21 protein-coding genes and 1 pseudogene are annotated in these 21,923 nt (G+C 71.9%); 11 read left to right on the top strand and 11 right to left on the bottom strand.

Annotated elements, in window-relative coordinates; translation table 11 throughout:
* A pseudogene (locus tag C3489_RS38855) lies at window positions 1–553 on the top strand (hypothetical protein); the annotation flags it as partial.
* Window positions 554–1,062: 509 nt separating this feature from the next.
* Window positions 1,063–2,304, top strand: coding sequence for a phosphoserine phosphatase SerB (gene serB, locus C3489_RS30240; RefSeq protein WP_103785279.1), 1,242 nt, complete (start codon window positions 1,063–1,065; stop codon window positions 2,302–2,304).
* Window positions 2,305–2,385: 81 nt separating this feature from the next.
* Here the strand turns inward: serB and C3489_RS30235 are convergent, their stop codons facing one another.
* The 4 genes from C3489_RS30235 to C3489_RS30220 all read right to left on the bottom strand — a co-directional run bounded on the left by C3489_RS30235 (window position 2,386) and on the right by C3489_RS30220 (window position 4,868).
* On the bottom strand, window positions 2,386–2,904 hold the full coding sequence (locus tag C3489_RS30235) for a histidine phosphatase family protein (protein ID WP_103785278.1): 519 nt from the start codon (window positions 2,902–2,904) through the stop codon (window positions 2,386–2,388).
* Window positions 2,905–2,973: 69 nt separating this feature from the next.
* Window positions 2,974–3,180 carry a hypothetical protein gene (locus C3489_RS30230; RefSeq protein ID WP_103785277.1) on the bottom strand — a complete coding sequence of 69 codons (207 nt, stop codon included), beginning with the start codon at window positions 3,178–3,180 and terminating at the stop codon, window positions 2,974–2,976.
* A gap of 198 nt (window positions 3,181–3,378) precedes the next feature.
* The gene (locus C3489_RS39650; RefSeq protein WP_103785276.1) at window positions 3,379–3,495 is read right to left on the bottom strand and encodes an SGM_5486 family transporter-associated protein; all 117 of its coding nucleotides are present in this window, start codon (window positions 3,493–3,495) and stop codon (window positions 3,379–3,381) included.
* A gap of 44 nt (window positions 3,496–3,539) precedes the next feature.
* A complete protein-coding gene (locus tag C3489_RS30220) occupies window positions 3,540–4,868 on the bottom strand; it encodes an MFS transporter (RefSeq protein ID WP_103785275.1) in 1,329 nt (442 codons plus the stop codon).
* 70 nt (window positions 4,869–4,938) lie between these two features.
* Between C3489_RS30220 and C3489_RS30215 the strand changes: the two genes are divergently transcribed.
* Complete coding sequence (locus C3489_RS30215) at window positions 4,939–5,628, top strand: FadR/GntR family transcriptional regulator (protein ID WP_103785274.1); 690 nt, start codon at window positions 4,939–4,941, stop codon at window positions 5,626–5,628.
* Here C3489_RS30215 and C3489_RS30210 read toward each other — a convergent pair.
* The 3 genes from C3489_RS30210 to fabG all read right to left on the bottom strand — a co-directional run bounded on the left by C3489_RS30210 (window position 5,609) and on the right by fabG (window position 7,574).
* Window positions 5,609–5,950 carry a hypothetical protein gene (locus tag C3489_RS30210; RefSeq protein WP_103785273.1) on the bottom strand — a complete coding sequence of 114 codons (342 nt, stop codon included), beginning with the start codon at window positions 5,948–5,950 and terminating at the stop codon, window positions 5,609–5,611. The two genes, C3489_RS30215 and C3489_RS30210, sit on opposite strands and share 20 nt — an antisense overlap.
* A 149-nt stretch (window positions 5,951–6,099) precedes the next feature.
* On the bottom strand, window positions 6,100–6,867 hold the full coding sequence (gene fabI / locus C3489_RS30205) for an enoyl-ACP reductase FabI (RefSeq protein WP_103785272.1): 768 nt from the start codon (window positions 6,865–6,867) through the stop codon (window positions 6,100–6,102).
* Window positions 6,868–6,869: 2 nt separating this feature from the next.
* Window positions 6,870–7,574 (bottom strand): 3-oxoacyl-[acyl-carrier-protein] reductase, encoded by a 705-nt coding sequence (gene fabG / locus C3489_RS30200; protein ID WP_103785271.1) that lies wholly within the window; start codon window positions 7,572–7,574, stop codon window positions 6,870–6,872.
* A gap of 256 nt (window positions 7,575–7,830) precedes the next feature.
* Between fabG and C3489_RS30195 the strand changes: the two genes are divergently transcribed.
* The 3 genes from C3489_RS30195 (at window position 7,831) to tyrS (ending at window position 12,108) form a co-directional block, all read left to right on the top strand.
* The gene (locus tag C3489_RS30195; protein ID WP_103785270.1) at window positions 7,831–9,354 is read left to right on the top strand and encodes a TldD/PmbA family protein; all 1,524 of its coding nucleotides are present in this window, start codon (window positions 7,831–7,833) and stop codon (window positions 9,352–9,354) included.
* Window positions 9,351–10,745, top strand: coding sequence for a TldD/PmbA family protein (locus C3489_RS30190; protein ID WP_103785269.1), 1,395 nt, complete (start codon window positions 9,351–9,353; stop codon window positions 10,743–10,745). The genes C3489_RS30195 and C3489_RS30190 overlap by 4 nt, the downstream gene beginning before the upstream one ends.
* A gap of 94 nt (window positions 10,746–10,839) precedes the next feature.
* Window positions 10,840–12,108 (top strand): tyrosine--tRNA ligase, encoded by a 1,269-nt coding sequence (tyrS, locus tag C3489_RS30185; RefSeq protein ID WP_103785268.1) that lies wholly within the window; start codon window positions 10,840–10,842, stop codon window positions 12,106–12,108.
* Between the two features lie 49 nt (window positions 12,109–12,157).
* Here the strand turns inward: tyrS and C3489_RS30180 are convergent, their stop codons facing one another.
* Window positions 12,158–12,442 carry a GlsB/YeaQ/YmgE family stress response membrane protein gene (locus C3489_RS30180; protein WP_103785267.1) on the bottom strand — a complete coding sequence of 95 codons (285 nt, stop codon included), beginning with the start codon at window positions 12,440–12,442 and terminating at the stop codon, window positions 12,158–12,160.
* A gap of 200 nt (window positions 12,443–12,642) precedes the next feature.
* Here C3489_RS30180 and C3489_RS30175 point away from each other — a divergent pair, with 200 nt between their 5' ends.
* Window positions 12,643–13,032, top strand: coding sequence for a DUF3099 domain-containing protein (locus tag C3489_RS30175; RefSeq protein ID WP_103785266.1), 390 nt, complete (start codon window positions 12,643–12,645; stop codon window positions 13,030–13,032).
* Window positions 13,033–13,276: 244 nt separating this feature from the next.
* Window positions 13,277–13,492, top strand: a complete 216-nt coding sequence (locus C3489_RS30170; RefSeq protein WP_103785265.1) for a hypothetical protein — start codon at window positions 13,277–13,279, stop codon at window positions 13,490–13,492.
* Between the two features lie 485 nt (window positions 13,493–13,977).
* On the opposite strand, the gene moaA is transcribed toward C3489_RS30170, so the two are convergent.
* From moaA to C3489_RS30155, 3 genes are all read right to left on the bottom strand, one after another.
* Entirely contained in the window at window positions 13,978–14,967 is a 990-nt protein-coding gene (moaA, locus tag C3489_RS30165; protein WP_219821995.1) for a GTP 3',8-cyclase MoaA, read from the bottom strand.
* A gap of 176 nt (window positions 14,968–15,143) precedes the next feature.
* Window positions 15,144–16,769, bottom strand: a complete 1,626-nt coding sequence (locus tag C3489_RS30160) for a cation acetate symporter (RefSeq protein WP_103785263.1) — start codon at window positions 16,767–16,769, stop codon at window positions 15,144–15,146.
* Window positions 16,766–17,122 carry a DUF485 domain-containing protein gene (locus tag C3489_RS30155; RefSeq protein ID WP_103785262.1) on the bottom strand — a complete coding sequence of 119 codons (357 nt, stop codon included), beginning with the start codon at window positions 17,120–17,122 and terminating at the stop codon, window positions 16,766–16,768. The genes C3489_RS30160 and C3489_RS30155 overlap by 4 nt, the downstream gene beginning before the upstream one ends.
* A gap of 245 nt (window positions 17,123–17,367) precedes the next feature.
* On the opposite strand from C3489_RS30155, the gene C3489_RS30150 reads away from it, so the two are divergent.
* The 3 genes from C3489_RS30150 to C3489_RS30140 all read left to right on the top strand — a co-directional run bounded on the left by C3489_RS30150 (window position 17,368) and on the right by C3489_RS30140 (window position 21,913).
* Window positions 17,368–18,894 carry a S8 family serine peptidase gene (locus tag C3489_RS30150; RefSeq protein ID WP_103785261.1) on the top strand — a complete coding sequence of 509 codons (1,527 nt, stop codon included), beginning with the start codon at window positions 17,368–17,370 and terminating at the stop codon, window positions 18,892–18,894.
* A 65-nt stretch (window positions 18,895–18,959) separates the two neighbouring features.
* On the top strand, window positions 18,960–20,480 hold the full coding sequence (locus C3489_RS30145; protein WP_103785260.1) for a S8 family serine peptidase: 1,521 nt from the start codon (window positions 18,960–18,962) through the stop codon (window positions 20,478–20,480).
* 62 nt (window positions 20,481–20,542) lie between these two features.
* The gene (locus C3489_RS30140; protein WP_103785259.1) at window positions 20,543–21,913 is read left to right on the top strand and encodes a CoA transferase; all 1,371 of its coding nucleotides are present in this window, start codon (window positions 20,543–20,545) and stop codon (window positions 21,911–21,913) included.
* Window positions 21,914–21,923 lie beyond the last annotated feature (10 nt).

The following is a 21,923-nucleotide window of genomic DNA, read 5'->3' as shown; positions in this document are numbered from 1 at the left end:
GCTGGCGCTGCTCGGGTGGCTGGCGGGTGTGTCGGTGAACGCGTCGCTGTCCGTCCTCGGCTTCGACGCCTTCGGCGCCGGGGTCGAGCTGCGGGAGCGTGTGGGTGTGGCGTTGCTGCTGGGCGCCGTATGGGGAGCGGGCGCGGGCGCCGCCGGTGGGCTGTTGGCGTACGTCAGCGGGGCGGCCGGGACGTGGGCCGTGCGGTGGGCGGCATCGCCGTATCCGCAGGGGGAGGCGTCGGGGCAGCCCGGGCGCGGTGAGACGGCCGCGGCCGGCCCCTACGGCCCGACGGCGTCCCACTCTGCGCCGGACCCCTGGCTCCGGGGCCCGGAGATCAGGCCCGAGTCGGCGGACACGCCTCCGCCGGCGCAGCGCCACGCACCGCCGCCGGACATGTACGGCGCTCCCACGGTGGCCGGTCCGCTCGGACCACCCGCCCCGGCGCCGAAGGACCGGAGCCGGAGGCGGCCACCCTCCTGGCCCGACGAGGTCCCGCCACCTCCGCCTCCCCCACCCGCTCCCCCGCCCCGCGGGCCGAAGGGCCCCCGCTGAGCCCCAGCCCCGACCGCAGCTCGGCGGCGCGGGCACCGAGAGGGTGCACAGCGGCGAGCCCACCTCACCTGCCGGCTCCCGACCCGCCACCTTCCACTGACTGAACCGACTCCGGACACCGGCCCCCGCCCGCCACCCTCCACACATGACCCAAGAGCCGCGCCCCCGACCGCACAGCCCGGCGGCACGAGCACCAGGAGGGCGTGCACCCCGGCGCCCCCACTCCCGACACCGGCCCCCGTCCCCCACCTCCCGCAAGCCCGAGCGCTAGCCCCACCCCGATCCCGGCCAGGTACCACGGGGCGCCCGGAGAGCCCACAGCCGCGAGCCCAACCTCGGACGCCGGCTCCCGCCCGCGCCTCCCCCCAAGGGCGCCCCCCAAGCTCCCCGGCAGACACCCGCCACCTCCCCGTCGTCCCGCCGTCATCCCCCCGTCGCGCAGTGTTCCGTGTCCGTCAGGCGGACCTCGGGCGCGCGAGGCACTGGGTGCCGGATACGGTGGGAACACCATGAGCGCTTCGCAGACCTCGACACCCGGGACTCCCGAGATCCCCGAGTACTCGGACGTCCCCACCCTCCTCGTCAAGATCTTCGGCAAGGACCGGCCGGGTATCACGGCGGGACTCTTCGACACCCTCGCCGCCTACTCCGTCGACGTGATCGACATCGAGCAGGTCGTCACCCGTGGCCGGATCGTGCTGTGCGCGCTCGTGACGCAGCCGGCGCACGCCCTGGAGGGTGATCTGCGGGCGACCGTGCACAGCTGGGCCGAGTCGATGAAGATGCAGGCCGAGATCATCTCCGGTCGCGGCGACAACCGTCCGCGCGGACTCGGCCGCTCCCTGGTCACCGTGCTGGGCCACCCGCTGACCGCCGAGGCCACCGCCGCCATCGCCGCGAAGATCACCAAGGCCGGCGGCAACATCGACCGTATCTTCCGGCTGGCCAAGTACCCGGTCACAGCGGTGGAGTTCGCGGTGTCCGGCGTGGAGACCGAGCCCCTGCGCACCGCCCTGGTGACGGATGCGGCGGCACTGGGTGTCGATGTCGCGGTCGTGGCGGCCGGTCTGCACCGCAGGGCGCAGCGGCTCGTGGTGATGGACGTGGACTCCACCCTGATCCAGGACGAGGTGATCGAGCTCTTCGCCGCGCACGCCGGCTGCGAGGACAAGGTCGCCGAGGTGACGGCGGCCGCGATGCGCGGCGAGCTGGACTTCGAGCAGTCGCTGCACGCGCGCGTGGCGCTGCTGGAGGGCCTGGACGCCTCCGTCGTGGACAAGGTGCGCAGCGAGGTGCGGCTGACGCCGGGCGCGCGCACCCTGATCCGTACGCTGAAACGACTCGGCTACCAGGTGGGCGTCGTCTCAGGCGGGTTCACCCAGGTCACCGACGATCTCAAGGAGCGCCTCGGCCTCGACTTCGCGCAGGCCAACACGCTGGAGATCGTCGACGGCAAGCTCACGGGCCGGGTCACCGGCGAGATCGTGGACCGGGCCGGCAAGGCGCGGCTGCTGCGCCGGTTCGCGGCGGAGGCGGGCGTGCCGCTGTCGCAGACGGTGGCGATCGGTGACGGCGCCAACGACCTGGACATGCTGAACGCGGCCGGTCTCGGGGTGGCCTTCAACGCCAAGCCGGTGGTGCGGGAGGCCGCGCACACCGCGGTGAACGTGCCGTTCCTGGACACGGTGCTGTATCTGCTCGGGATCACCCGGGAAGAGGTCGAGGCGGCGGACACCGTCGGCCTGGAGTAGCGCAGCGCATGGGGCAGGGGCCCGGCACCGTGACGGTGCCGGGCCCCTGTCGTGTACGAAGGGTCGGGTCGGTGCCGCGGGTCAGTCGGCCGGGGCCCAGTAGTCGACCAGCGTGGCCACGCCCGGCTCCAGGGACTTCCAGGGGGCGTCGAAGGTCAGACCGGCGAAGGCGGCGGCCGGGAAGCCGCGTCGGCTCATCCGCGCGCGGGCGTCGTCCTCGGCGGCGCCGGCCAGGATCTCGGCGAGCCCCTGCACGCCCGGGTTGTGCCCGATGAGCAGCAGGTTGCGCACCTCGTCCGGCGTCTCGTTGAGCAGGGCGATCAGCTCGCCCGGGGAGGCGTCGTAGATCCGCTCCTCGTAGACCGTTTTCGGCCGGTGCGGGAACTCGTGCGCGGCGAGCTTCCAGGTCTCGCGGGTGCGGGTCGAGGTGGAGCACAGGGTCAGGTCGAAGGGGACACCGGTGTCGGCCAGCCGGCGTCCGGCCTCGGCGGCGTCCTTGCGGCCCCGTTCGGCGAGCGGCCGCTCGTGGTCGGGCACCGGTGGCCAGTCGGCTTTCGCATGCCGGAAGAGGACGATCCTGCGGGGTTCTGCGACGCTCATGAGTCCCAGCTTCGCATGAAACAGGCCACGGGGCGCAGGGAGTTGACGGGGCTTCCCACCATGGGATTCCTAGCGGGCGAGGAGCGCCTGGAGGTGCTGGAACAGGTGGGCGATCGCGGGGCCGCCGCCGGCCGCCTCCGCGTGCACCGGGTTCAGTATCAGCACGAGCAGGGTGATGAAGGCGAGGGTGGGCAGGGCGAGCGCCCACCAGGGCAGCCGGGCCTGGACGCCGCCCGTGGTCGCCGGGTGGGGCCGGGGGTGCGAACGGGCCGACATGGGTGCCTCCGCGGTCGTCGAGCGTGCCGTGCACGGGGTGGGTGATCCGCCGTTCGGCGGCCACGTCTCGACGCTACGGAATCCGCGGGCCCGGGCCCATCCGGTGATCCACCCACTTGACCCTGACCCTCACCCCCTAGGGGACGGTGGGGGTAGCCCCACCACCGGCCGGGGCGGGGCTCACGCTCACGCTCACGCTCACGGGGAGGCGATCGTCGCGACGATGGCGATGATCACGAAGATGGCGAGGAACGAGCCGAAGACGATGAGCATCTTCTTCTGGCCGTTCTGGGGGTTCGGTTCGAGCACGGGCATGGGCCCAGTCTCGCACCTCGGCCCGCCATCCCCCGCCGCAGGGGTCAGGCGGCGCCGGCGGCCTCGTCCTCCACCGTGCGGTCGCGTCCGGCGAGGAAGCCCACGGCCATCTGCGGCACCATCAGCGCGGCCATCAGGGCGATCGGCAGGCCCCAGCCGCCGCTGCTCTGGTAGAGCACGCCGACCAGCAGCGGGCCGGGGATGGACAGCAGGTAGCCGGTGCTCTGCGCGAACGCGGACAGCTGGGCCACTCCGGGGCCGCTGCGGGCGCGCATGCCGACCATGGTCAGGGCGAGCGGGAAGGAGCAGTTGGAGATGCCGAGCAGCACCGCCCAGGCCCAGGCGCCGCCGGCCGGCGCGAAGTACAGGCCGGCGTATCCGGCCAGCCCGCACACGCCGAGGGCGAGCACGATGGGGCCCTGGTGGGGCAGCCGGGTCGCGAGCCGCGGGATCACGAAGGCGAGCGGCACGCCCATCACCATCGTGACGGCGAGGAGCAGTCCGGCGGTGCCGGCGGAGACACCGGAGTCGCGGAAGATCTGCGCCATCCAGCCCATCGTGATGTAGGCGGCGGTGGCCTGGAGGCCGAAGAAGACGGCGAGCGCCCAGGCGGTGCGGCTGCGGGTGATGCGCAGCGCGGGCGCGGGCTCCTGGGCGGGCCGCCCGGTGTCCGCTGCCTCGGTGGGCGCGCTCTCGCGCGGTGCGGCGGGCTCGGCGCCGGCCCGGTCGCGGCGCAGCACGGGCAGCCAGGGCACGACGGCCGCGGCGGCCAGGACGGCCCACACGGTGAGCCCGGACTGCCAGCTGTCGCCGAGGGCGCGGGTCATCGGCACGGTCGCGGCGGCGGCGATGGAGGTGCCGAAGGCGAGGAACATCGAGTACAGGCCGGTCATGGAACCGACCCGGTCGGGGAACCAGCGCTTGACGATGACGGGCATGAGCACGTTGCTGACCGCGATGCCCATCAGGGCGAGGGCGCTGGCGGCGAGGAAGCCGGCCACGCTGCCTGTGTACGGCCGGACGAGGAGGCCGGCGGCGATGGCGGCCATGCCGGCGCACACGACGGTGGCGGGGCCGAAGCGGCGGGCGAGCCGGGGGGCCGTCACGCCGAACACGGCGAAGCACAGGGGCGGCACCGAGGTGAGCAGGCCGGCCACGCTGCCGCTCATGCCGAGCCCGTCGCGGACCTCCTCCAGGAGGGCGCCGAGGCTGGTGATGGCCGGGCGGAGGTTGAGTGCGGACAGCACGATGCCGACGACGACCAGGCGTGTCGCCCACGCGCGTGGCGCGGCGGTGCCGGTCTTCCGGGTCGGTGCGGGCTGGGTCGGGGTCGTTATCGTCCGGGTTTCCTCACGTGCCATGAGGCCCATCATAGAATCATGGGATGATTGGTTGTCCATCCCGGGCGGCCGGCCCCGGCCCCTCGCCTGCGAAGGTGTCCCCATGCCCCTGAGCCATCCCCGCCGCTCTGCGCTGTCCGAGCAGGTCATCGCCGAGTTGCGTAACCAGATCACCTCCGGCGAATGGCCGGTGGGCTCGCGCATCCCGACCGAACCCGAGCTGGTCGAGCAGCTCGGTGTGGCCCGCAACACCGTCCGTGAGGCCGTCCGCGCCCTCGCGCACAACGGCCTGCTGGACATCCGCCAGGGCTCCGGCACCTATGTCGTGGCGACCAGCGAGCTGGCCGGCGTGATGCACCGCCGGTTCGCCGGCGCCGATCCGCAGCACATCGCCGAACTGCGCTCCACGCTGGAGTCCAGCGCGGCCAGGCTGGCGGCCGAGCGCCGTACGGAGAAGGACCTCAAGCAGCTCGACGCGTTGCTGCTGCGGCGGGAGGAGGCGTGGGACACGGGCGACGCGGAGGCGTTCGTGGCGGCGGACGCCACCTTCCACCTGGCCGTGGTCTCGGCGTCCCACAACGACGTGCTCACCGCGCTGTACGCCGACCTGGGCGAGGTGCTGCGGGACTGGCTGCGTGAGGACGTCGGCGAGAAGCTGACGCCGGAGACGCACATGGACCACCGGCGGCTGGTCGACGCGCTGCGCGCGGGCGACGCCGACCGGGCCGCCGAGGAGGCCGCGAGCTATCCGTTCCTGTGCCGCCCCGGGCGGGTCACGCCTTCTCGTGACTGACCCACACCGAGCGGACCTCCTTCCAGCACCGCCCGGTCAGCACCACGGTCGTGGCCGGCCCGGCGTCCACGGGGGCGCTGTCGGTGTCGAGGTCCCACCATCGGGCGCACTCGATGTGCAAAGTGACGCGATCGGTGTCGACATAGGGGTTGTGGCAGTGGGCGACGACCTTCGAGCCGTGGACGCTCGCACGGCACTCGGCGCCGAAGGGCTCCTCGGCGGCGGGGCGTGCCACACGCGCGTGCGGCAGCGCGTCGTACGGCAGGCACAGGACGACGGCGGCGGCGACGGTCACTGGGGCGAGGCTGCGGGACAGGCGCACAAGGGGACCTCCTCGGCCGTACGGCTACGGGGCGGTGCCCTTCCAGCGTGCGCGGTGAGGGCCGCGGTCCGCCCGGCCGGTGAGCCGAACGGGTGACACGGAAGGGCCCGCACCCAGGTGGGTGCGGGCCCTTCGCGGGTCGGCCGTGATCAGGCGCCGATGGCGTGCAGACCGCCGTCCACGTGGACGATCTCGCCGGTGGTCTTCGGGAACCAGTCGCTCAGCAGGGCGACGATGCCGCGGCCGGCCGGCTCGGGGTCCTTCAGGTCCCACTCCAGCGGGGAGCGGTTGTCCCACACGGAGGCCAGCTCCTCGAAGCCCGGGATGGACTTGGCGGCCATGGAGCCGAGCGGGCCCGCGGAGACGAGGTTGCAGCGGATGTTCTGCTTGCCCAGGTCACGGGCGATGTAGCGGCTGGTCGCCTCCAGGGCGGCCTTGGCCGGGCCCATCCAGTCGTACTGCGGCCAGGCGAACTGCGCGTCGAAGGTGAGGCCGACGACCGAGCCGCCGTTCTGCATCAGCGGCAGGCAGGCCATGGTCAGCGCCTTCAGGGAGTACGCCGAGACGTGCATGGCGGTGGCCACGGACTCGAACGGCGTGTTCAGGAAGTTGCCGCCGAGCGCGTCCTGCGGGGCGAAGCCGATGGAGTGCACGACGCCGTCGAGGCCGCCCAGCTCCTCGCCGACCAGGTCGGCCAGCCGGTTCAGGTGCTCCTCGTTGGTGACGTCGAGCTCGATGACCTTGGCCGGCTTCGGCAGCTTCCTGGCGATGCGCTCGGTCAGCGTGGGCCGCGGGAACGCGGTCAGGATGACCTCGGCGCCCTGCTCCTGGGCCAGCTTCGCGGCGTGGAAGGCGATGGACGCCTCCGTCAGCACACCGGTGATCAGGATGCGCTTGCCGTCGAGAATTCCGCTCATGATCAGTGACCCATTCCCAGTCCGCCGTCAACGGGAATGACGGCTCCAGTGATGTACGAGGCGTCGTCCGAGGCGAGGAACCGCACCGTCGCGGCGATCTCCTCCGGCTGCGCGTAACGGCCGAGCGGCACCTGCGACACGATGTTCTGGCGCTGCTCGTCGGTGAGCGCCTTGGTCATGTCGGTGTCGACGAAGCCGGGCGCGACGACGTTGAAGGTGATGTTGCGCGAGCCCAGCTCACGGGCGAGGGAGCGCGCGAAGCCGACGAGGGCGGCCTTGGAGGCGGAGTAGTTCGCCTGCCCCGCCGAGCCGAGCAGCCCGACGACGGAGGAGATGAGGACGACCCGTCCCTTCTTGGCGCGCAGCATGCCGCGGTTGGCACGCTTGACGACCCGGAAGGTGCCGGTGAGGTTGGTGTCGATGACCGAGGTGAAGTCCTCCTCGGTCATGCGCATCAGCAGCTGGTCCTTGGTGACGCCGGCGTTGGCGATGAGCACCTCGACCGGACCGTGCTCGGCCTCGATCTCCTTGTAGGCCTGCTCCACCTGCTCGGGATCGGTGATGTCGCACTTGACGGCGAGGAAGCCGGCCGGCGGCTCCCCCGAGCGGTACGTGATGGCGACCTTGTCGCCGGCGTCGGCGAACGCACGGGCGATGGCGAGGCCGATGCCCCGGTTGCCTCCGGTGACGAGAACCGAGCGGCTCAACGGATCACCCTTTCGATAGCGGTTCTGAACACCCGCCCGAACAGCTGGATGACAGGCGGCTTCCCGGAAAACCTATCGGTCCGCCGGGGCCCGCGGACATTCGGGCACCGACAGCGGCATACGGAACTGACTGTGGGGTCCCTACAGAAAGGCACGCACGTCCGCCGCAAACGTGTGGTCCCGGGCCCGGCCGGCACGACATGATCGGGGCAACCACAGGTCACGACGGCATGTCACGACGACAGGAGAGACCTCGGTGCCTCATACGATCGACGAAGCCTTCACGGCACTCCCCCTACGCGCCCTCGCCGACGCCGCTCTCGCACGCGCGCGTGCGCTCGGGGCCGAGCACGCCGACTTCCGGCTGGAGCGGGTGCGCAGCGCGTCCTGGAGGCTGCGGGACGCCAAGCCGGCCGGGTCGTCGGACACGACCGATCTCGGGTACGCGGTGCGGGTCGTGCACGGCGGGACGTGGGGGTTCGCCTCGGGGGTGGACCTGACGATGGACGCCGCCGCCCGGGTCGCCTCCCAGGCCGTGGCCATGGCCAAGCTGTCCGCGCAGGTCATCAAGGCCGCCGGGTCCGACGAGCGGGTGGAGCTGGCCGACGAGCCGGTGCACGCCGACAAGACGTGGATCTCGGCGTACGAGATCGACCCGTTCTCCGTGCCGGACGAGGAGAAGACGGGGCTGCTGGAGGAGTTCAGCCGGCGGCTGCTGAACTCGAACGGGGTCGACCATGTCGACGCCTCGCTGCTCACCGTGCACGAGAACAAGTTCTACGCCGACACCGCGGGCACCGTGACCACGCAGCAGCGGGTCCGGCTGCACCCCGTGCTGACGGCCGTGTCGGTGGACGGCTCCAGCGGCGAGTTCGACTCCATGCGCACCCTGGCGCCGCCCGCGGGGCGCGGCTGGGAGTACCTGACGGGCACCGGCTGGGACTGGGACAAGGAGATCGCCGAGATCCCCGGGCTGCTCGCCGAGAAGATGCGGGCACCGAGCGTCGAGCCGGGGCCGTACGACCTGGTCGTCGACCCGTCCAACCTGTGGCTGACGATCCACGAGTCGATCGGGCACGCCACCGAGCTGGACCGCGCCCTCGGCTACGAGGCCGCCTACGCCGGCACCTCCTTCGCCACCTTCGACCAGCTCGGCAAGCTGAGGTACGGCTCCGAGCTGATGAACGTCACCGGCGACCGCACCGCCGAACACGGGCTCGCCACGATCGGCTACGACGACGAGGGCGTCGCGGCGCAGTCCTGGGACCTGGTGAAGGACGGGACGCTGGTGGGCTACCAGCTGGACCGGCGGATCGCGAAGCTGACCGGGTTCGAGCGCTCCAACGGGTGCGCCTACGCCGACTCCCCCGCCCATGTGCCGGTGCAGCGCATGGCCAACGTCTCCCTGCAGCCGGACCCGGCCGGGATGTCCACGGAGGATCTCATCGGGTCCGTGGACCGCGGGATCTATGTCGTCGGGGACCGGTCCTGGTCGATCGACATGCAGCGCTACAACTTCCAGTTCACCGGACAGCGGTTCTTCAGGATCGAGAACGGGCGGATCACCGGGCAGCTGCGGGACGTGGCCTACCAGGCGACGACCACCGACTTCTGGGGCTCCATGGCGGCCGTCGGCGGCCCGCAGACGTATGTCCTCGGCGGCGCCTTCAACTGCGGCAAGGCCCAGCCGGGGCAGGTCGCGGCCGTCTCGCACGGCTGCCCGTCGGCCCTGTTCAAGGGCGTCACCATTCTGAACACCACCCAGGAGGCCGGTCGATGAGCGCCGCGACGAACAAGCCGCACGAGATCGTCGAGCGGGCCCTTGAGCTGTCCCGGGCCGACGGCTGCGTGGTGATCGCCGACGAGCGGTCCACCGCCAACCTGCGCTGGGCCGGGAACGCGCTCACCACCAACGGCGTCACGCGCGGGCGCACGCTCACCGTGATCGCGACCGTGGACGGCAAGGAGGGCACCGCCTCCGGGGTGGTCTCCCGCTCCGCGGTGACCGCCGACGAGCTGGAGCCGCTGGTGCGGGCCGCCGAGGCCGCCGCGCGGGGCGCCGGGCCGGCCGAGGACGCCCAGCCGCTGGTCGGCGGGGTGCCCGAGGCCGCCGACTTCGCCGAGCCACCCGCCGAGACCTCCTCGGCCGTCTTCGCCGACTTCGCGCCGGCGCTGGGCGAGGCGTTCGCACGCGCGCGTGCCGGCGGACGCGAGCTGTACGGCTTCGCCAACCACGAGCTGGTCTCGACGTACCTCGGCACCTCGACCGGGCTGCGGCTGCGGCACGACCAGCCCACCGGCACGCTGGAGCTGAACGCCAAGTCCCCGGACCGCACCCGCTCCGCCTGGGCGGGCCGCTCCACCCGGGACTTCAAGGACGTCGACCCGGCCGCGCTGGACGCCGAGCTGGCCGTGCGCCTCGGCTGGGCCGAGCGGCGGGTGGAGCTGCCCGCCGGGCGCTACGAGACGCTGCTGCCGCCGACCGCCGTCGCGGACCTGCTGATCTACCAGCTGTGGTCGGCGTCGGGCCGGGACGCCGCCGAGGGGCGCACGGTGTTCTCCAAGCCGGGCGGCGGCACGCGCGTGGGCGAGAAGCTCACCGACCTGCCGCTGACCCTCCGCAGCGATCCGCACGCGCCGGGTCTGGAGTCGTCGCCGTTCGTGATCGCGCACTCCTCCGGCGGGGACCAGTCGGTGTTCGACAACGGGCTGCCGACCGGGGCCACCGAGTGGATCAGCCGCGGTGAGCTGAGCCACCTGATCACCAGCCGGCACAGCGCGGCCCTGACCGGGCTGCCGGTGGCACCCGGCGCGGACAACCTGATCCTGGACGGCGGTGACGAGCGCTCGCTCCAGGAGATGGTCGCGAGCACCGAGCGCGGGCTGCTGCTGACCTGCCTGTGGTACATCCGCGAGGTGGACCCGGCGACGCTGCTGCTCACCGGGCTGACCCGGGACGGCGTCTACCTCGTCGAGAACGGCGAGGTGACCGGCGCGGTGAACAACTTCCGGTTCAACGAGTCGCCCGTGGACCTGCTGGGGCGGGCGACGGAGGCCGGGCGCACCGAGAAGACCCTGCCGAGGGAGTGGAGCGACTGGTTCACCAGGGCCGCGATGCCCGCCCTGCGCGTGCCGGACTTCAACATGAGCTCGGTGAGCCAGGGCGTCTAGGCCCCGTGGTTCACCGGGACGGACCCTGGGTGTCGGCGGTCCCCCATAGACTGGCCGGGACACCCTTTCGTATCTCTCAAGGAGACAGACGACCGTGACGGACATCGTCGACGAGCTGAAGTGGCGCGGGCTGTTCGCCCTGTCCACTGACGAGGACGCTTTGCGCAAGGCGCTCGCGGACGGTCCCGTCACGTTCTATTGCGGCTTCGACCCGACCGCGCCCTCGTTGCACGTGGGGCACCTGGTGCAGGTGCTCACGGTGCGCCGGCTCCAGCAGGCCGGGCACCGGCCGCTGGCGCTGGTCGGCGGCGCGACGGGCCTGATCGGCGACCCGCGCCCGACCGCCGAGCGCACGCTGAACGACCCGGAGACGGTCGCCGGCTGGGTGGACAAGCTGCGCCGCCAGATCGAGCCGTTCCTGTCCTTCGAGGGCGAGAACGCCGCGATCATGGTGAACAACCTGGACTGGACGGCGGGCCTGTCCGCGATCGAGTTCCTGCGTGACATCGGCAAGCACTTCCGCGTCAACAAGATGCTCACGAAGGACTCCGTGGCCCGCCGCCTGGAGTCCGACCAGGGCATCAGCTACACCGAGTTCAGCTACCAGATCCTGCAGGGCATGGACTTCCTGCAGCTCTACCGGCGCTACGGCTGCACGCTCCAGCAGGGCGGCAGCGACCAGTGGGGCAACCTCACGGCCGGTCTGGACCTGATCCACCGCCTGGAGCCGGACGCCACCGTGCACGCGCTGGCGACGCCGCTGATGACCAAGGCGGACGGCACCAAGTTCGGCAAGACCGAGGGCGGCGCCGTCTGGCTGGACCCGGAGATGACCACGCCGTACGCGTTCTACCAGTTCTGGCTGAACGTGGACGACCGGGACATCTCCCGGTACATGCGCATCCTGTCCTTCAAGTCCCGCGAGGAGCTTGAGGAGCTGGAGAAGCAGACCGAGGAGCGTCCGCAGGCGCGTGCGGCGCAGCGTGCGCTGGCCGAGGAGCTGACGACGCTGGTGCACGGCGCCGACCAGACGGCCGCCGTGATCGCCGCGTCCCGGGCGCTGTTCGGCCAGGGCGACCTCGCCGACCTCGACGAGCGCACGCTGGCCGCGGCACTCTCCGAGCTGCCGCACGTCCAGGTCGCCGAGCCGGCGCCGGTGGTCGACCTGTTCGCCGAGGTGGGCCTGGTGGCCAGCAAGTCGGCCGCCCGGCGCACGGTCAAGGAGGGCGGCGCCTACGTGAACAACGTGAAGGTCGCCGCCGAGGACGCGGTCCCCGCCAAGGAGGACCTGATCCACGGGCGCTGGCTGGTGCTGCGGCGCGGCAAGAAGAACCTGGCCGCCGTGGAGGTCACCGGCGCGTGAGCGACGCCGGGCCCCGCACTCCTGAGCAGGGGTGCGGGGCCCGCCGTGTTCACGCCCGCTGACGCATCTTCTTGTTGCCCCACAGGGCCATGTACGCCATGTCGCCGACCGCCACGATGATGATCGCTGCGATCAGCTGGAACAGGTGCCGCCACCAGTCGATGCCGGAGGTCGCCTCGACGCCGGCGGCGCGGGCCACCGCGTTGCCGACGATGGCGCCCAGCATGCCGAAGATGGTCGTCAGCCACAGGGGGCTGTGCTGCTTGCCCGGGATGATCGCCTTGGCGATCAGCCCCAGCACGAATCCGACGATGATCGCCCACAACCAGCCCATTGGCTGCCTCCTCGTCCGGCTCGACGTGAGCATTACTGCGAGTCTCGGCCCGTACGCCGTACGGCGCATGCCGGGTACCGCCGTACGCGCTACGGCCCAGGTCGTGCGCCCGTGAGGCACCCACCCGGTCTCGTGGGCGGCTCGGCCGCGGCGTAACGTTGACGTGTCGGGGGAGTCCGAGCCGCGGATGGTGGAATGTGATGCGGAAGCTGCAGAGCGGGGGGAACACCGAGGTGTTCCGGATCACGGGCGCTCGCACGGGGCTGCGGGAGGACGTGCGCGGCAGGCAGCGGCGCTATGTCATCTCGATGACGATCCGCACCCTGTCGGTGATCCTCGCGGTCTCCCTGTGGAACGTGGAGCGCCATGTCGCGATCGCGGCGCTGGTGCTGGGTGCGGTGCTGCCCTATATCGCGGTGGTCATCGCCAACGCGGGGCGGGAGAACGCGCCGGGGCTTCCGTCCACCTTCGTGACCACGCCGCTGCGGCCGATGATCGCACCGCCGCGGGCCGAGGAGCCGTTCGAGGAGGGCTTCGCGGAACCGGGAGCGGAGCGCACGGTCAAGGAGCCGCCGGAGCCTCAGGTGTGAGTGCCCCGCGCCGCCCCGCGCGCCGGGGTGCGCGGCCCGTGCGCGAAAGCTCAAGAAATGCTCAGATCAATCAATCCTGTTGTTCGGCTGCCCTGGGGCCGGTGGGTCGTGACATACTGCGTACGCGCTCCGCATCCCCCGTCGGAGCGACGGACCGACGCCGGGCAGCTCCCCCCGTGGCTGCTCGGCGTCGCCTTTTGTTCGGCCCTTCGCCGTGAGCGGCCCCTTTTTGCGAGACGAAGCTGTGAGTGACGAGACGCCGATCTGTTCCGCCAAGGGCTGCCGTGCCGACGCCGTGTGGGTGCTGGCGTGGAACAACCCGAAGATCCACACGCCGGAGCGGCGCAAGACGTGGCTGGCGTGCGAGGAGCACCGCGAGCATCTGTCGCAGTTCCTCGGGGTGCGCGGGTTCCTGAAGGACGTCGTGCCGTTCTCCGAGTGGGAGTCACGCGAGGCGTGAGCCCGCCGCGGCACAAGCTCAAGAAAAGCTCAGATCAATGGCGTTGTTCCGCTGCCCGGCGGCAGATGGCCCGTGGCATCCTGTGCAGCGCCGGGCCAACGGCCACCGGGCAACTCCGGGCTTCGGCGCCTCAGTTCGCGGCACAGGGCCGCGCGCAACGGACGCCACGGAGGAGCACATGGACGATGGACGGCACGGAAGGGAAAAACGCTCAGCCCAGGCTGTCTGGCCGTTCCTGATGGGGCTGCTGGGCCGCGTTGTCGGCGCCGCCCTCAGCGCCTGGTGGAGCGACCGGCACAGCCTGTAGCTGAGCTCCGGTGTAACACCAGCTGACCGTTGCCGCGGTCAGTCGGCCGGTCCTCGCGGTCCGGCCCGAGTGGGGTCGTGCCTGCCAGGGCGCGGCCCCACATCTCGTGGAGCACTCTAGGCGCGTCGATCCCCTGTCGCCTAGTCCTGCCGTTCGGGCCGGGGCGGCGTCGCGGGGGCTAGCCCCCGATCGCCGACATCGGGCGGTCCGGCTGGACGAAGCTCGGGTCGTCCAGGCCCGCTCCTGCCTTCTTGCCCCACATCGCCAGGCGCCAGATGCGGGCTATCTCCTCGTCGGGGGCGCCGGAGCGCAGCGCGGCCCGCAGGTCCGTCTCCTCCGTGGCGAACAGGCAGGTGCGCACCTGGCCGTCGGCCGTGAGGCGGGTGCGGTCGCAGGCGGCGCAGAAGGGGCGGGTGACCGAGGCGATGACGCCGACGACATGCGGGCCGCCGTCGACGAGCCAGCGTTCGGCCGGGGCCGAGCCGCGCTTGTCCTGGCCCTCGGGGGTGAGGTCGAAGCGGGTGCGCAGGGAGGTGAGGATGTCCCCGGCGGTGATCATGCCGTCGCGCTTCCAGCCGTGCTGGGCGTCCAGCGGCATCTGCTCGATGAAGCGCAGCTCGTAGTCGTGCTCGATGGCCCAGGCCAGGAGGTCGGGGGCCTCGTCGTCGTTCAGCCCGGGCATCAGGACGGAGTTGACCTTGACGGGGGTCAGACCGGCGTCGCGGGCCGCGGTGAGGCCTTCGAGGACGTCCTTGTGGCGGTCGCGGCGGGTGAGGGTCTTGAAGACGTCGGGGCGCAGCGTGTCCAGGGAGACGTTGACCCGGTCCAGGCCGGCCGCCTTCAGGGCGGCCGCGGTGCGCTTGAGGCCGATGCCGTTGGTGGTCAGCGACATCTGGGGGCGGGGTGTGAGCTCGGCGACGCGCTCGACGATGCCGACCAGGCCGGGGCGCAGCAGGGGCTCGCCGCCGGTGAAGCGGACCTCGGTGATGCCGAGGGAGGCGACCGCGATGTCGATCAGGCGGACGATCTCGTCGTCGGTGAGGAGATCGGGCTTGGCCAGCCACTGCAGGCCCTCCTCGGGCATGCAGTACGTGCACCGCAGGTTGCAGCGGTCGGTCAGCGAAACCCTCAGGTCGGTGGCCACCCGGCCGTAGGTGTCGATGAGCACGTGGGCCCCCTCCCTCGTCACGGATCGGCGGATCATTCGTCTGCCCTCATCTGTGAGCCTACGTGACACCACTGACAGCTACACCAGCCCGATCCCACGACGTGGGACGCGGCCGCGTCGTAGGTACCTACCAGGCACCCACGCCACGGCCGCTCGGAGGATGTGACGGGCCGGGTTCAGTGCGCTCCGGTGCCGGTGAGCGAGCGCACCTCCAGTTCGGCGTACTTGCCGGTGTCCGGGGTCTCCTTCGACAGCAGGGTGCCCACGATCCCGAGCAGGAATCCGACGGGGATGGAGATCAGGCCGGGGTTCTCCAGCGGGAACCAGTGGAAGTCGACGTCCGGGAACATCGACGTCGGTTTGCCGGAGACGACCGGGGAGAACAGCACCAGGCCGACCGCGGTGACCAGGCCGCCGTAGATCGACCACAGCGCCCCGGCGGTGGTGAAGCGCTTCCAGAACAGGCTGTAGAGGATCGTCGGCAGGTTGGCGGAGGCGGCGACGGCGAAGGCGAGCGCGACCAGGCCGGCGACGTTCAGGTCGCGGGCGAGGGCGCCGAGGACGATGGAGACGGCGCCGATGCCGACGGTGGCCCAGCGGGCCGCGCCGAGCTCCTGCTTCTCGGTGGCCTGGCCCCTCTTGATGACGTTGGCGTAGATGTCGTGCGCGAAGGACGACGAGGACGCCAGGGTCAGGCCGGCGACGACGGCGAGGATGGTGGCGAAGGCGACCGCGGAGATGGAGGCCAGCAGGATCGCGCCCCAGTTGGAGTCGACGCCGCCGAGGTGCAGGGCGAGCAGCGGGGCGGCGGTGTTGCCGGCCTTGTTGGAGGCGATGATCTCGTCCGGCTTGATCAGCGCGGCGGCGCCGAAGCCGAGGGCGAGGGTCATCAGGTAGAAGGCGCCGATCAGGCCGATGGCCCACAGGACGGACTTGCGGGCGGCCTTGGCGGTCGGGACGGTGTAGAAGCGGATCAGGATGTGCGGCAGGCCGGCGGTGCCGAGCACCAGGGCGATGCCGAGGGAGAGGAAGTCGAGCTTGGTGGTGCCGGTGGCGCCGTACTTCAGGCCGGGCTCCAGGAAGGCCGAACCCTTGCCGCTGTTGTCGGCGGCCGAGCCGAGCAGGTCGGAGATGTTGAAGTCGAACTTCAGCAGCACCAGGAAGGTCAGCAGCAGGGCGCCCAGGACGAGCAGGACGGCCTTGACCATCTGCACCCAGGTGGTGCCCTTCATGCCGCCGATCGTGACGTAGACGATCATCAGCACGCCGACCAGGGCCACGATGCCGATCTTGCCGCCGTCGCTGGTGATGCCCAGGAGCAGGGACACGAGGACGCCGGCGCCCGCCATCTGCGCGAGCAGGTAGAAGATCGACACGACGATCGTGGAGGTGCCCGCTGCCGTGCGGACGGGCCGCTGGCGCATGCGGTACGCCAGGACGTCGCCCATGGTGTAGCGGCCGGAATTGCGCAGCGGCTCGGCGACCAGGAGCAGGGCGACCAGCCAGGCCACGAGGAAGCCGATGGAGTACAGGAAGCCGTCGTAGCCGAAGAGGGCGATGGCGCCGGCGATGCCGAGGAAGGACGCGGCGGACATGTAGTCGCCGGAGACGGCGAGTCCGTTCTGGAAGCCGCTGAACTGCCGGCCGCCGGCGTAGAAGTCGGCGGCGTCCTTGGTCTGCCGGCCGGCCCAGACGGTGATGACGAGGGTCGCGGCGACGAACACCGCGAACAGGGTGATGATCAGCGTCCGGTGCTCGCTCGCCTCGCCGGCGGCCAGCAGGGTCTGCTGCGCGGGGCTCATTCTCCGCCCTCCATCCGGGACTTGATGGCCTCGGCCTTCGGGTCGAGCTTGGCGGCGGCGTGCCGCGCGTACCACCAGGCGATGAGGAAGGTGGTGAGGAACTGGGCGAGGCCGAGGGCGAGGGCGACGTTGATGTTGCCGAACAGCTTGGTGCCCATGAAGTCGCCCGCGTAGTTGGACAGCAGGACGTACAGCAGGTACCAGGCGATGAAGGCGACGGTGAGCGGGAAGGCGAAGGAGCGGTGGGAGCGGCGCAGTTCGCCGAACTCCGCGCTCTGCTGCATCCGCGCGAACTCCTCCGTGGCGGGGAGCGCGGTGGGGGAAGGGGAGGGGGGCGGTGTCTCGGTGGCCACCTGGTTCTCCTCGCATCGGGGACGGTTGGGGCCGGGGATCCCGATCGTGCTGGGACTCCCCATTCAACGTCACGGCGCCGCGCTGGGAGCGGTTCAGTAAGCGGTTTTCTTCAGAAGCAGCGTCATGAGTCATTGCTGGCCCGCGAGGTGGCGGGATAGCTTCGGCCTGCACCACCCGTCATGTACCTGCCCGAGGACCACCTGTGTCTCGGGCCGGTTTCGTTTCAGGATGATGTGGAGACCCCATGGCTCATCTTCGTTCCAGACGCCGTCTCGCCCTCGCCGTGCCCGTCGTGCTGTCGCTGACCGCCTCGCTCGGCTTCCTGCCGTCGGTGGCGTCGGCCGCCCCGCGCGTCGCGGCCGACGCCGCGGCGGACTCGGCCGGGACGCTGTCGTACGTCGTCAACACCAGGACCGACCACGGCACGATCGCGTCGGTGCAGCGGGCGATCACCGCGCACGGCGGGACGATCGTGGCGACGTACGCGCGCATAGGCGTGTTCGTCGTGCACTCCGCCAACCCGGACTTCGGCAAGGAGATACGCGAGGTGCGCGGCGTGCAGTCGGCGGGCGCCACGCGCACGGCCCCGCTGAGCGCCGCGGGCACCACCGAAGAGGGCGCGGTGCAGTACCTGTCGCAGGCCCAGGCCGCGCAGGTCACCCAGGGCGCCGCCGCGGGCGAGGAGCCGCTGGAGGCCGACCAGTGGGACCTGCGGGCGATCGGCGCCGACAAGGCCGCGAAGACCAACCCGGGTAGCAGGAACGTCACGGTCGCGGTCATCGACACCGGTGTGGACGACACCCACCCGGACCTCGCGCCGAACTTCTCCCGGTCCCAGTCGGCCAACTGCGTCGGCGGTGTCGCGGACACCAGCGAGGGCGCCTGGCGGCCGTACAACCCGGCCGAGGACTACCACGGCACCCATGTCGCCGGTGAGATAGCCGCCGCCCGCAACGGCATAGGCGTCGCCGGTGTCGCGCCCGGCGTGAAGGTCGCCGGCATCAAGGTGAGCGACCCGAAGGACGGCCTGTTCTACCCGGAGAACGTGGTCTGCGCGTTCGTGTTCGCCGCCGACCACGGCGTGGAGATCACCAACAACAGCTACTACGTGGACCCGTGGCTGTACAACTGCATGGACGACCCCGATCAGCGGGCCATCGTCGACGCGGTCAACCGGGCGCAGCAGTACGCCCAGCGCAAGGGCACCCTGAACGTCGCCTCGGCGGGCAACTCCAACGACGACCTGGACTCCGACGCGCTGGTGGACGACTCCAGCCCGGACGACGCGACCCCGGTGACCCGCACGATCGACCCGCACGAGTGCTTCGACGTGCCGACCCAGCTGCCCGGCGTGGTCACGGTGAGCGCGACCGGCGTCACGGGCGCCAAGTCGTACTACTCCAGCTACGGCCTCGGTGTGGTGGACGTGGCGGCCCCGGGCGGCGACAAGTACAAGATCCCGGACACCCCGTCGAAGAACGGCCGCATCCTGTCGACGATGCCGAACAACCAGTACGGCTTCCTCCAGGGCACCTCGATGGCCTCCCCGCACGTGGCCGGTGTGGCCGCGCTGCTGAAGTCCGCCCACCCGCACGCGACCCCGGCCCAGCTGCGGGCGCTGCTCAAGGCGCAGGCGGACAACCCGGGCTGCCCGGCCGGTCCGTACGACGGTGACGGCGACGGCGTGGTGGACGCGACCTGCGTGGGCGGCGAGCGCGTCAACGGCTTCTACGGCTTCGGCATCGTCGACGCGCTGCGCGCGGTCGAGTGACCGGGTTCTCCCGGCACGTCCGCACGGCCCGCTCGTACCGCGAACGAACTGGAGACATTCACATCATGACAGCGCCTCACCCGCGCCACCGCCGCCTGCTCGCGATCCCGGCCGGCATGGCCCTGGCGACGGCTCTGGCGTTCCTGCCGAACGTCACGGCCTCGGCCGCGCCGCAGCAGGCGGCTCCCGCGGCCGCCGACTCGACAGCGCTCAGCTATGTCGTCAACGTCGCCCCGGGGCACGGCGTCTCGGCCCACGTGAAGAAGGCGATCGCCGAGGCCGGCGGGACGATCGTGACCTCGTACGACCAGATCGGCGTGATCGTCGTCCACGCGTCGAACGCCGACTTCGCCAAGACCCTGCGCACGGTCGCGGGCGTTCAGTCGGCGGGTGCCACGCGCACCGCGCCGCTGCCCGCCCAGTCGACCGGCGACATGGGCACGCCGAAGGTGCTCACCGCCGAGGAGGTCGCCGACGCCCAGGCCGCCGCCGGGCAGGACCCGCTGGAACCGCTGCAGTGGGACCTGCCGGCCATCAAGGCGGACAAGGCGCACGAGAAGACGCTGGGCAGCCGGGACGTCACCGTCGCCGTGCTCGACACCGGCGTCGACGACACCCACCCGGACATCGCGCCGAACTTCGACCGGGCCGCCTCCGTCAACTGCGTGGCGGGCAAGCCGGACACCGCCGACGGGGCGTGGCGGCCGAGCGCGGCGGAGAGCCCGCACGGCACGCACGTGGCCGGTGAGATCGCCGCGGCGAAGAACGGCGTCGGCATGACGGGTGTCGCGCCGGGCGTGAAGGTCGCCGGCATCAAGGTGGGCAACCCGGACGGCTTCTTCTACACGGAGGCGGTCGTCTGCGGTTTCGTCTGGGCGGCGGAGCACGGCGTCGACGTGACGAACAACAGCTATTACACAGACCCGTGGTACTTCAACTGCACCGACGACCCCGACCAGAAGGCTCTGGTGGAGGCCGTAACGCGCGCGTCGCGGTACGCGGAGAAGAAGGGCGCGGTGAACGTCGCGGCGGCCGGCAACGAGAACTACGACCTCGCCGCCGACGAGATCACCGACCCGGTCTCACCGAACGACTCCACCCCGGGCGACCGGGTGATCGACCCGTCCAAGTGCTTCGACATCCCGACCCAGCTGCCGGGTGTGGTGACGGTGGCGGCGACGGGCGCGAAGGGGATCAAGTCGTCCTTCTCCAACCACGGCCTGGGCGTGATCGACATAGCCGCCCCGGGCGGCGACTCGACCCGCTTCCAGACCCCGGCCCCGCCGGCCACCAGCGGCCTGATCCTGGGCACGCTGCCCGGCGGCAAGTGGGGTTACATGGCGGGTACGTCGATGGCGACGCCGCATGTCGCGGGGGTGGCCGCGCTGATCAAGTCGACGCACCCGCACGCCCCGGCGGCCCTGGTGAAGGCCCTGCTGTACGCCGAGGCCGACGCCACGCCGTGCACGGACCCGTACGACATCGACGGCGACGGCAAGGTCGACGCCGTGTGCGAGGGCACGAAGAACCGCAACGGCTTCTACGGCTGGGGCATGGCGGACGCACTGGACGCGGTCACCAAGTGACCCGGGGGATCGAACCGATTCCGTCCATATATTGATTGAGTCAATACTGCATCATTGCAGTCATGACTTCCATCAAGTCCGCGTGGTCCGCGCTGGGCGGCGATCCCGCCCTGCTCGCGCGGACGTCGACCGTGGTGCGGGAGGGCGCGCTCGCCGCGCGCCTTCCCGTGCGGGAGCTGGCACGCGCGTGCGTCGGGGCGTGCGCGCTGGCCGGCGCCGAACTGGGCGCACACCGGGCCGCCCTGCCGCAGGTGCCGGCCGTGCGGGTGGACGACGGTGCCGTGGCGGCCGCCTTCCACAGTGAGCGGCTGCTGCTCGTGGACGGGCGGGCACCCGTCTCCTTCGCACCGTTGTCCCGGCTGTGGCGCACGGCCGACGGGTGGGTGCGCACCCACGCCAACTATCCGCACCACCGGGAGCGGCTGCTGCGTGCGCTGGGCGGCGTGGAGCCGGACGTCAGCGCAGTCGAAGCCGCACTCGCCGGGCGGGCCGCCGTCGAGGTCGAGGAGAGCGTGTACGCCGCCGGCGGGCTCGCCGTCGCCCTGCGCACCCCCGAGGAGTGGGCCCGCCATCCGCAGGCCGCCGCCCTCTCCGGGCGGCCCCTCGTCGAACGGGAGCGGCTGGACGACGCCCCCGCGCGGGTGCTCGCACCGCTGGACGCCACTCCCCTGCTGCCCGCCGCCGGGATACGCGTGCTCGACCTCACCCGGGTCCTCGCCGGGCCCGTCGCCACCCGCACGCTCGCGCTGCTCGGCGCCGACGTGCTGCGGATCGACGCCCCGCACCTGCCCGAACTGCCCGACCAGCACGCCGACACCGGCTTCGGCAAGCGGTCGGCGCTGCTGGACCTGGCGGCGGACCGGGCGGCGTTCGAGGAACTGCTGGCCGACGCGGACGTCGTCGTCACCGGGTACCGGCCCGGCACTCTGGACCGGTTCGGGCTCTCCCCGCGTGCACTGGCCGAGCGCCGGCCCGGGATCGTGGTGGCGCAGGTGTCGGCGTGGGGCGCGTACGGGCCGTGGGCCCAGCGGCGCGGCTTCGACAGCCTGGTGCAGGTGGCGACCGGCATCGCGGTCACCGAGGGCTCGGCGCAGGCGCCGGGCGCGCTGCCCGCGCAGGCCCTCGACCACGGCACGGGGTATCTGCTCGCGGCGGCCGTGCTGCGGGCGCTGACCGAGCAGACGCGGCAGGGCGGCAGCCGGTGCGTACGGCTGGCGCTGGCCCGGACGGCGGCCTGGCTCACCGGCGGGGGCGCCACGGACACGGCCGGCCCGCACCAGCCGTACGACGGGCCCGAGCCCTGGCTCGCCGAGACCGACAGCGCGCTGGGCCGGCTGCGCTATGCCCGGCCCGCGGTGTCGTTCGCCGACGGGCCCGCCGACTGGGCCCGGCCCTCAGGACGCTGGGGCGCCGACCCCGCGCGCTGGGCCTGAGCCGGCCGGC

The sequence above is a fragment of the Streptomyces sp. Ru71 genome (genome assembly GCF_002920535.1).
Lineage (GTDB): Bacteria > Actinomycetota > Actinomycetes > Streptomycetales > Streptomycetaceae > Streptomyces.
The sequence above is the reverse complement of the archived record's forward strand: the minus strand, read 5'-3'. Positions and strand labels throughout refer to the sequence as shown.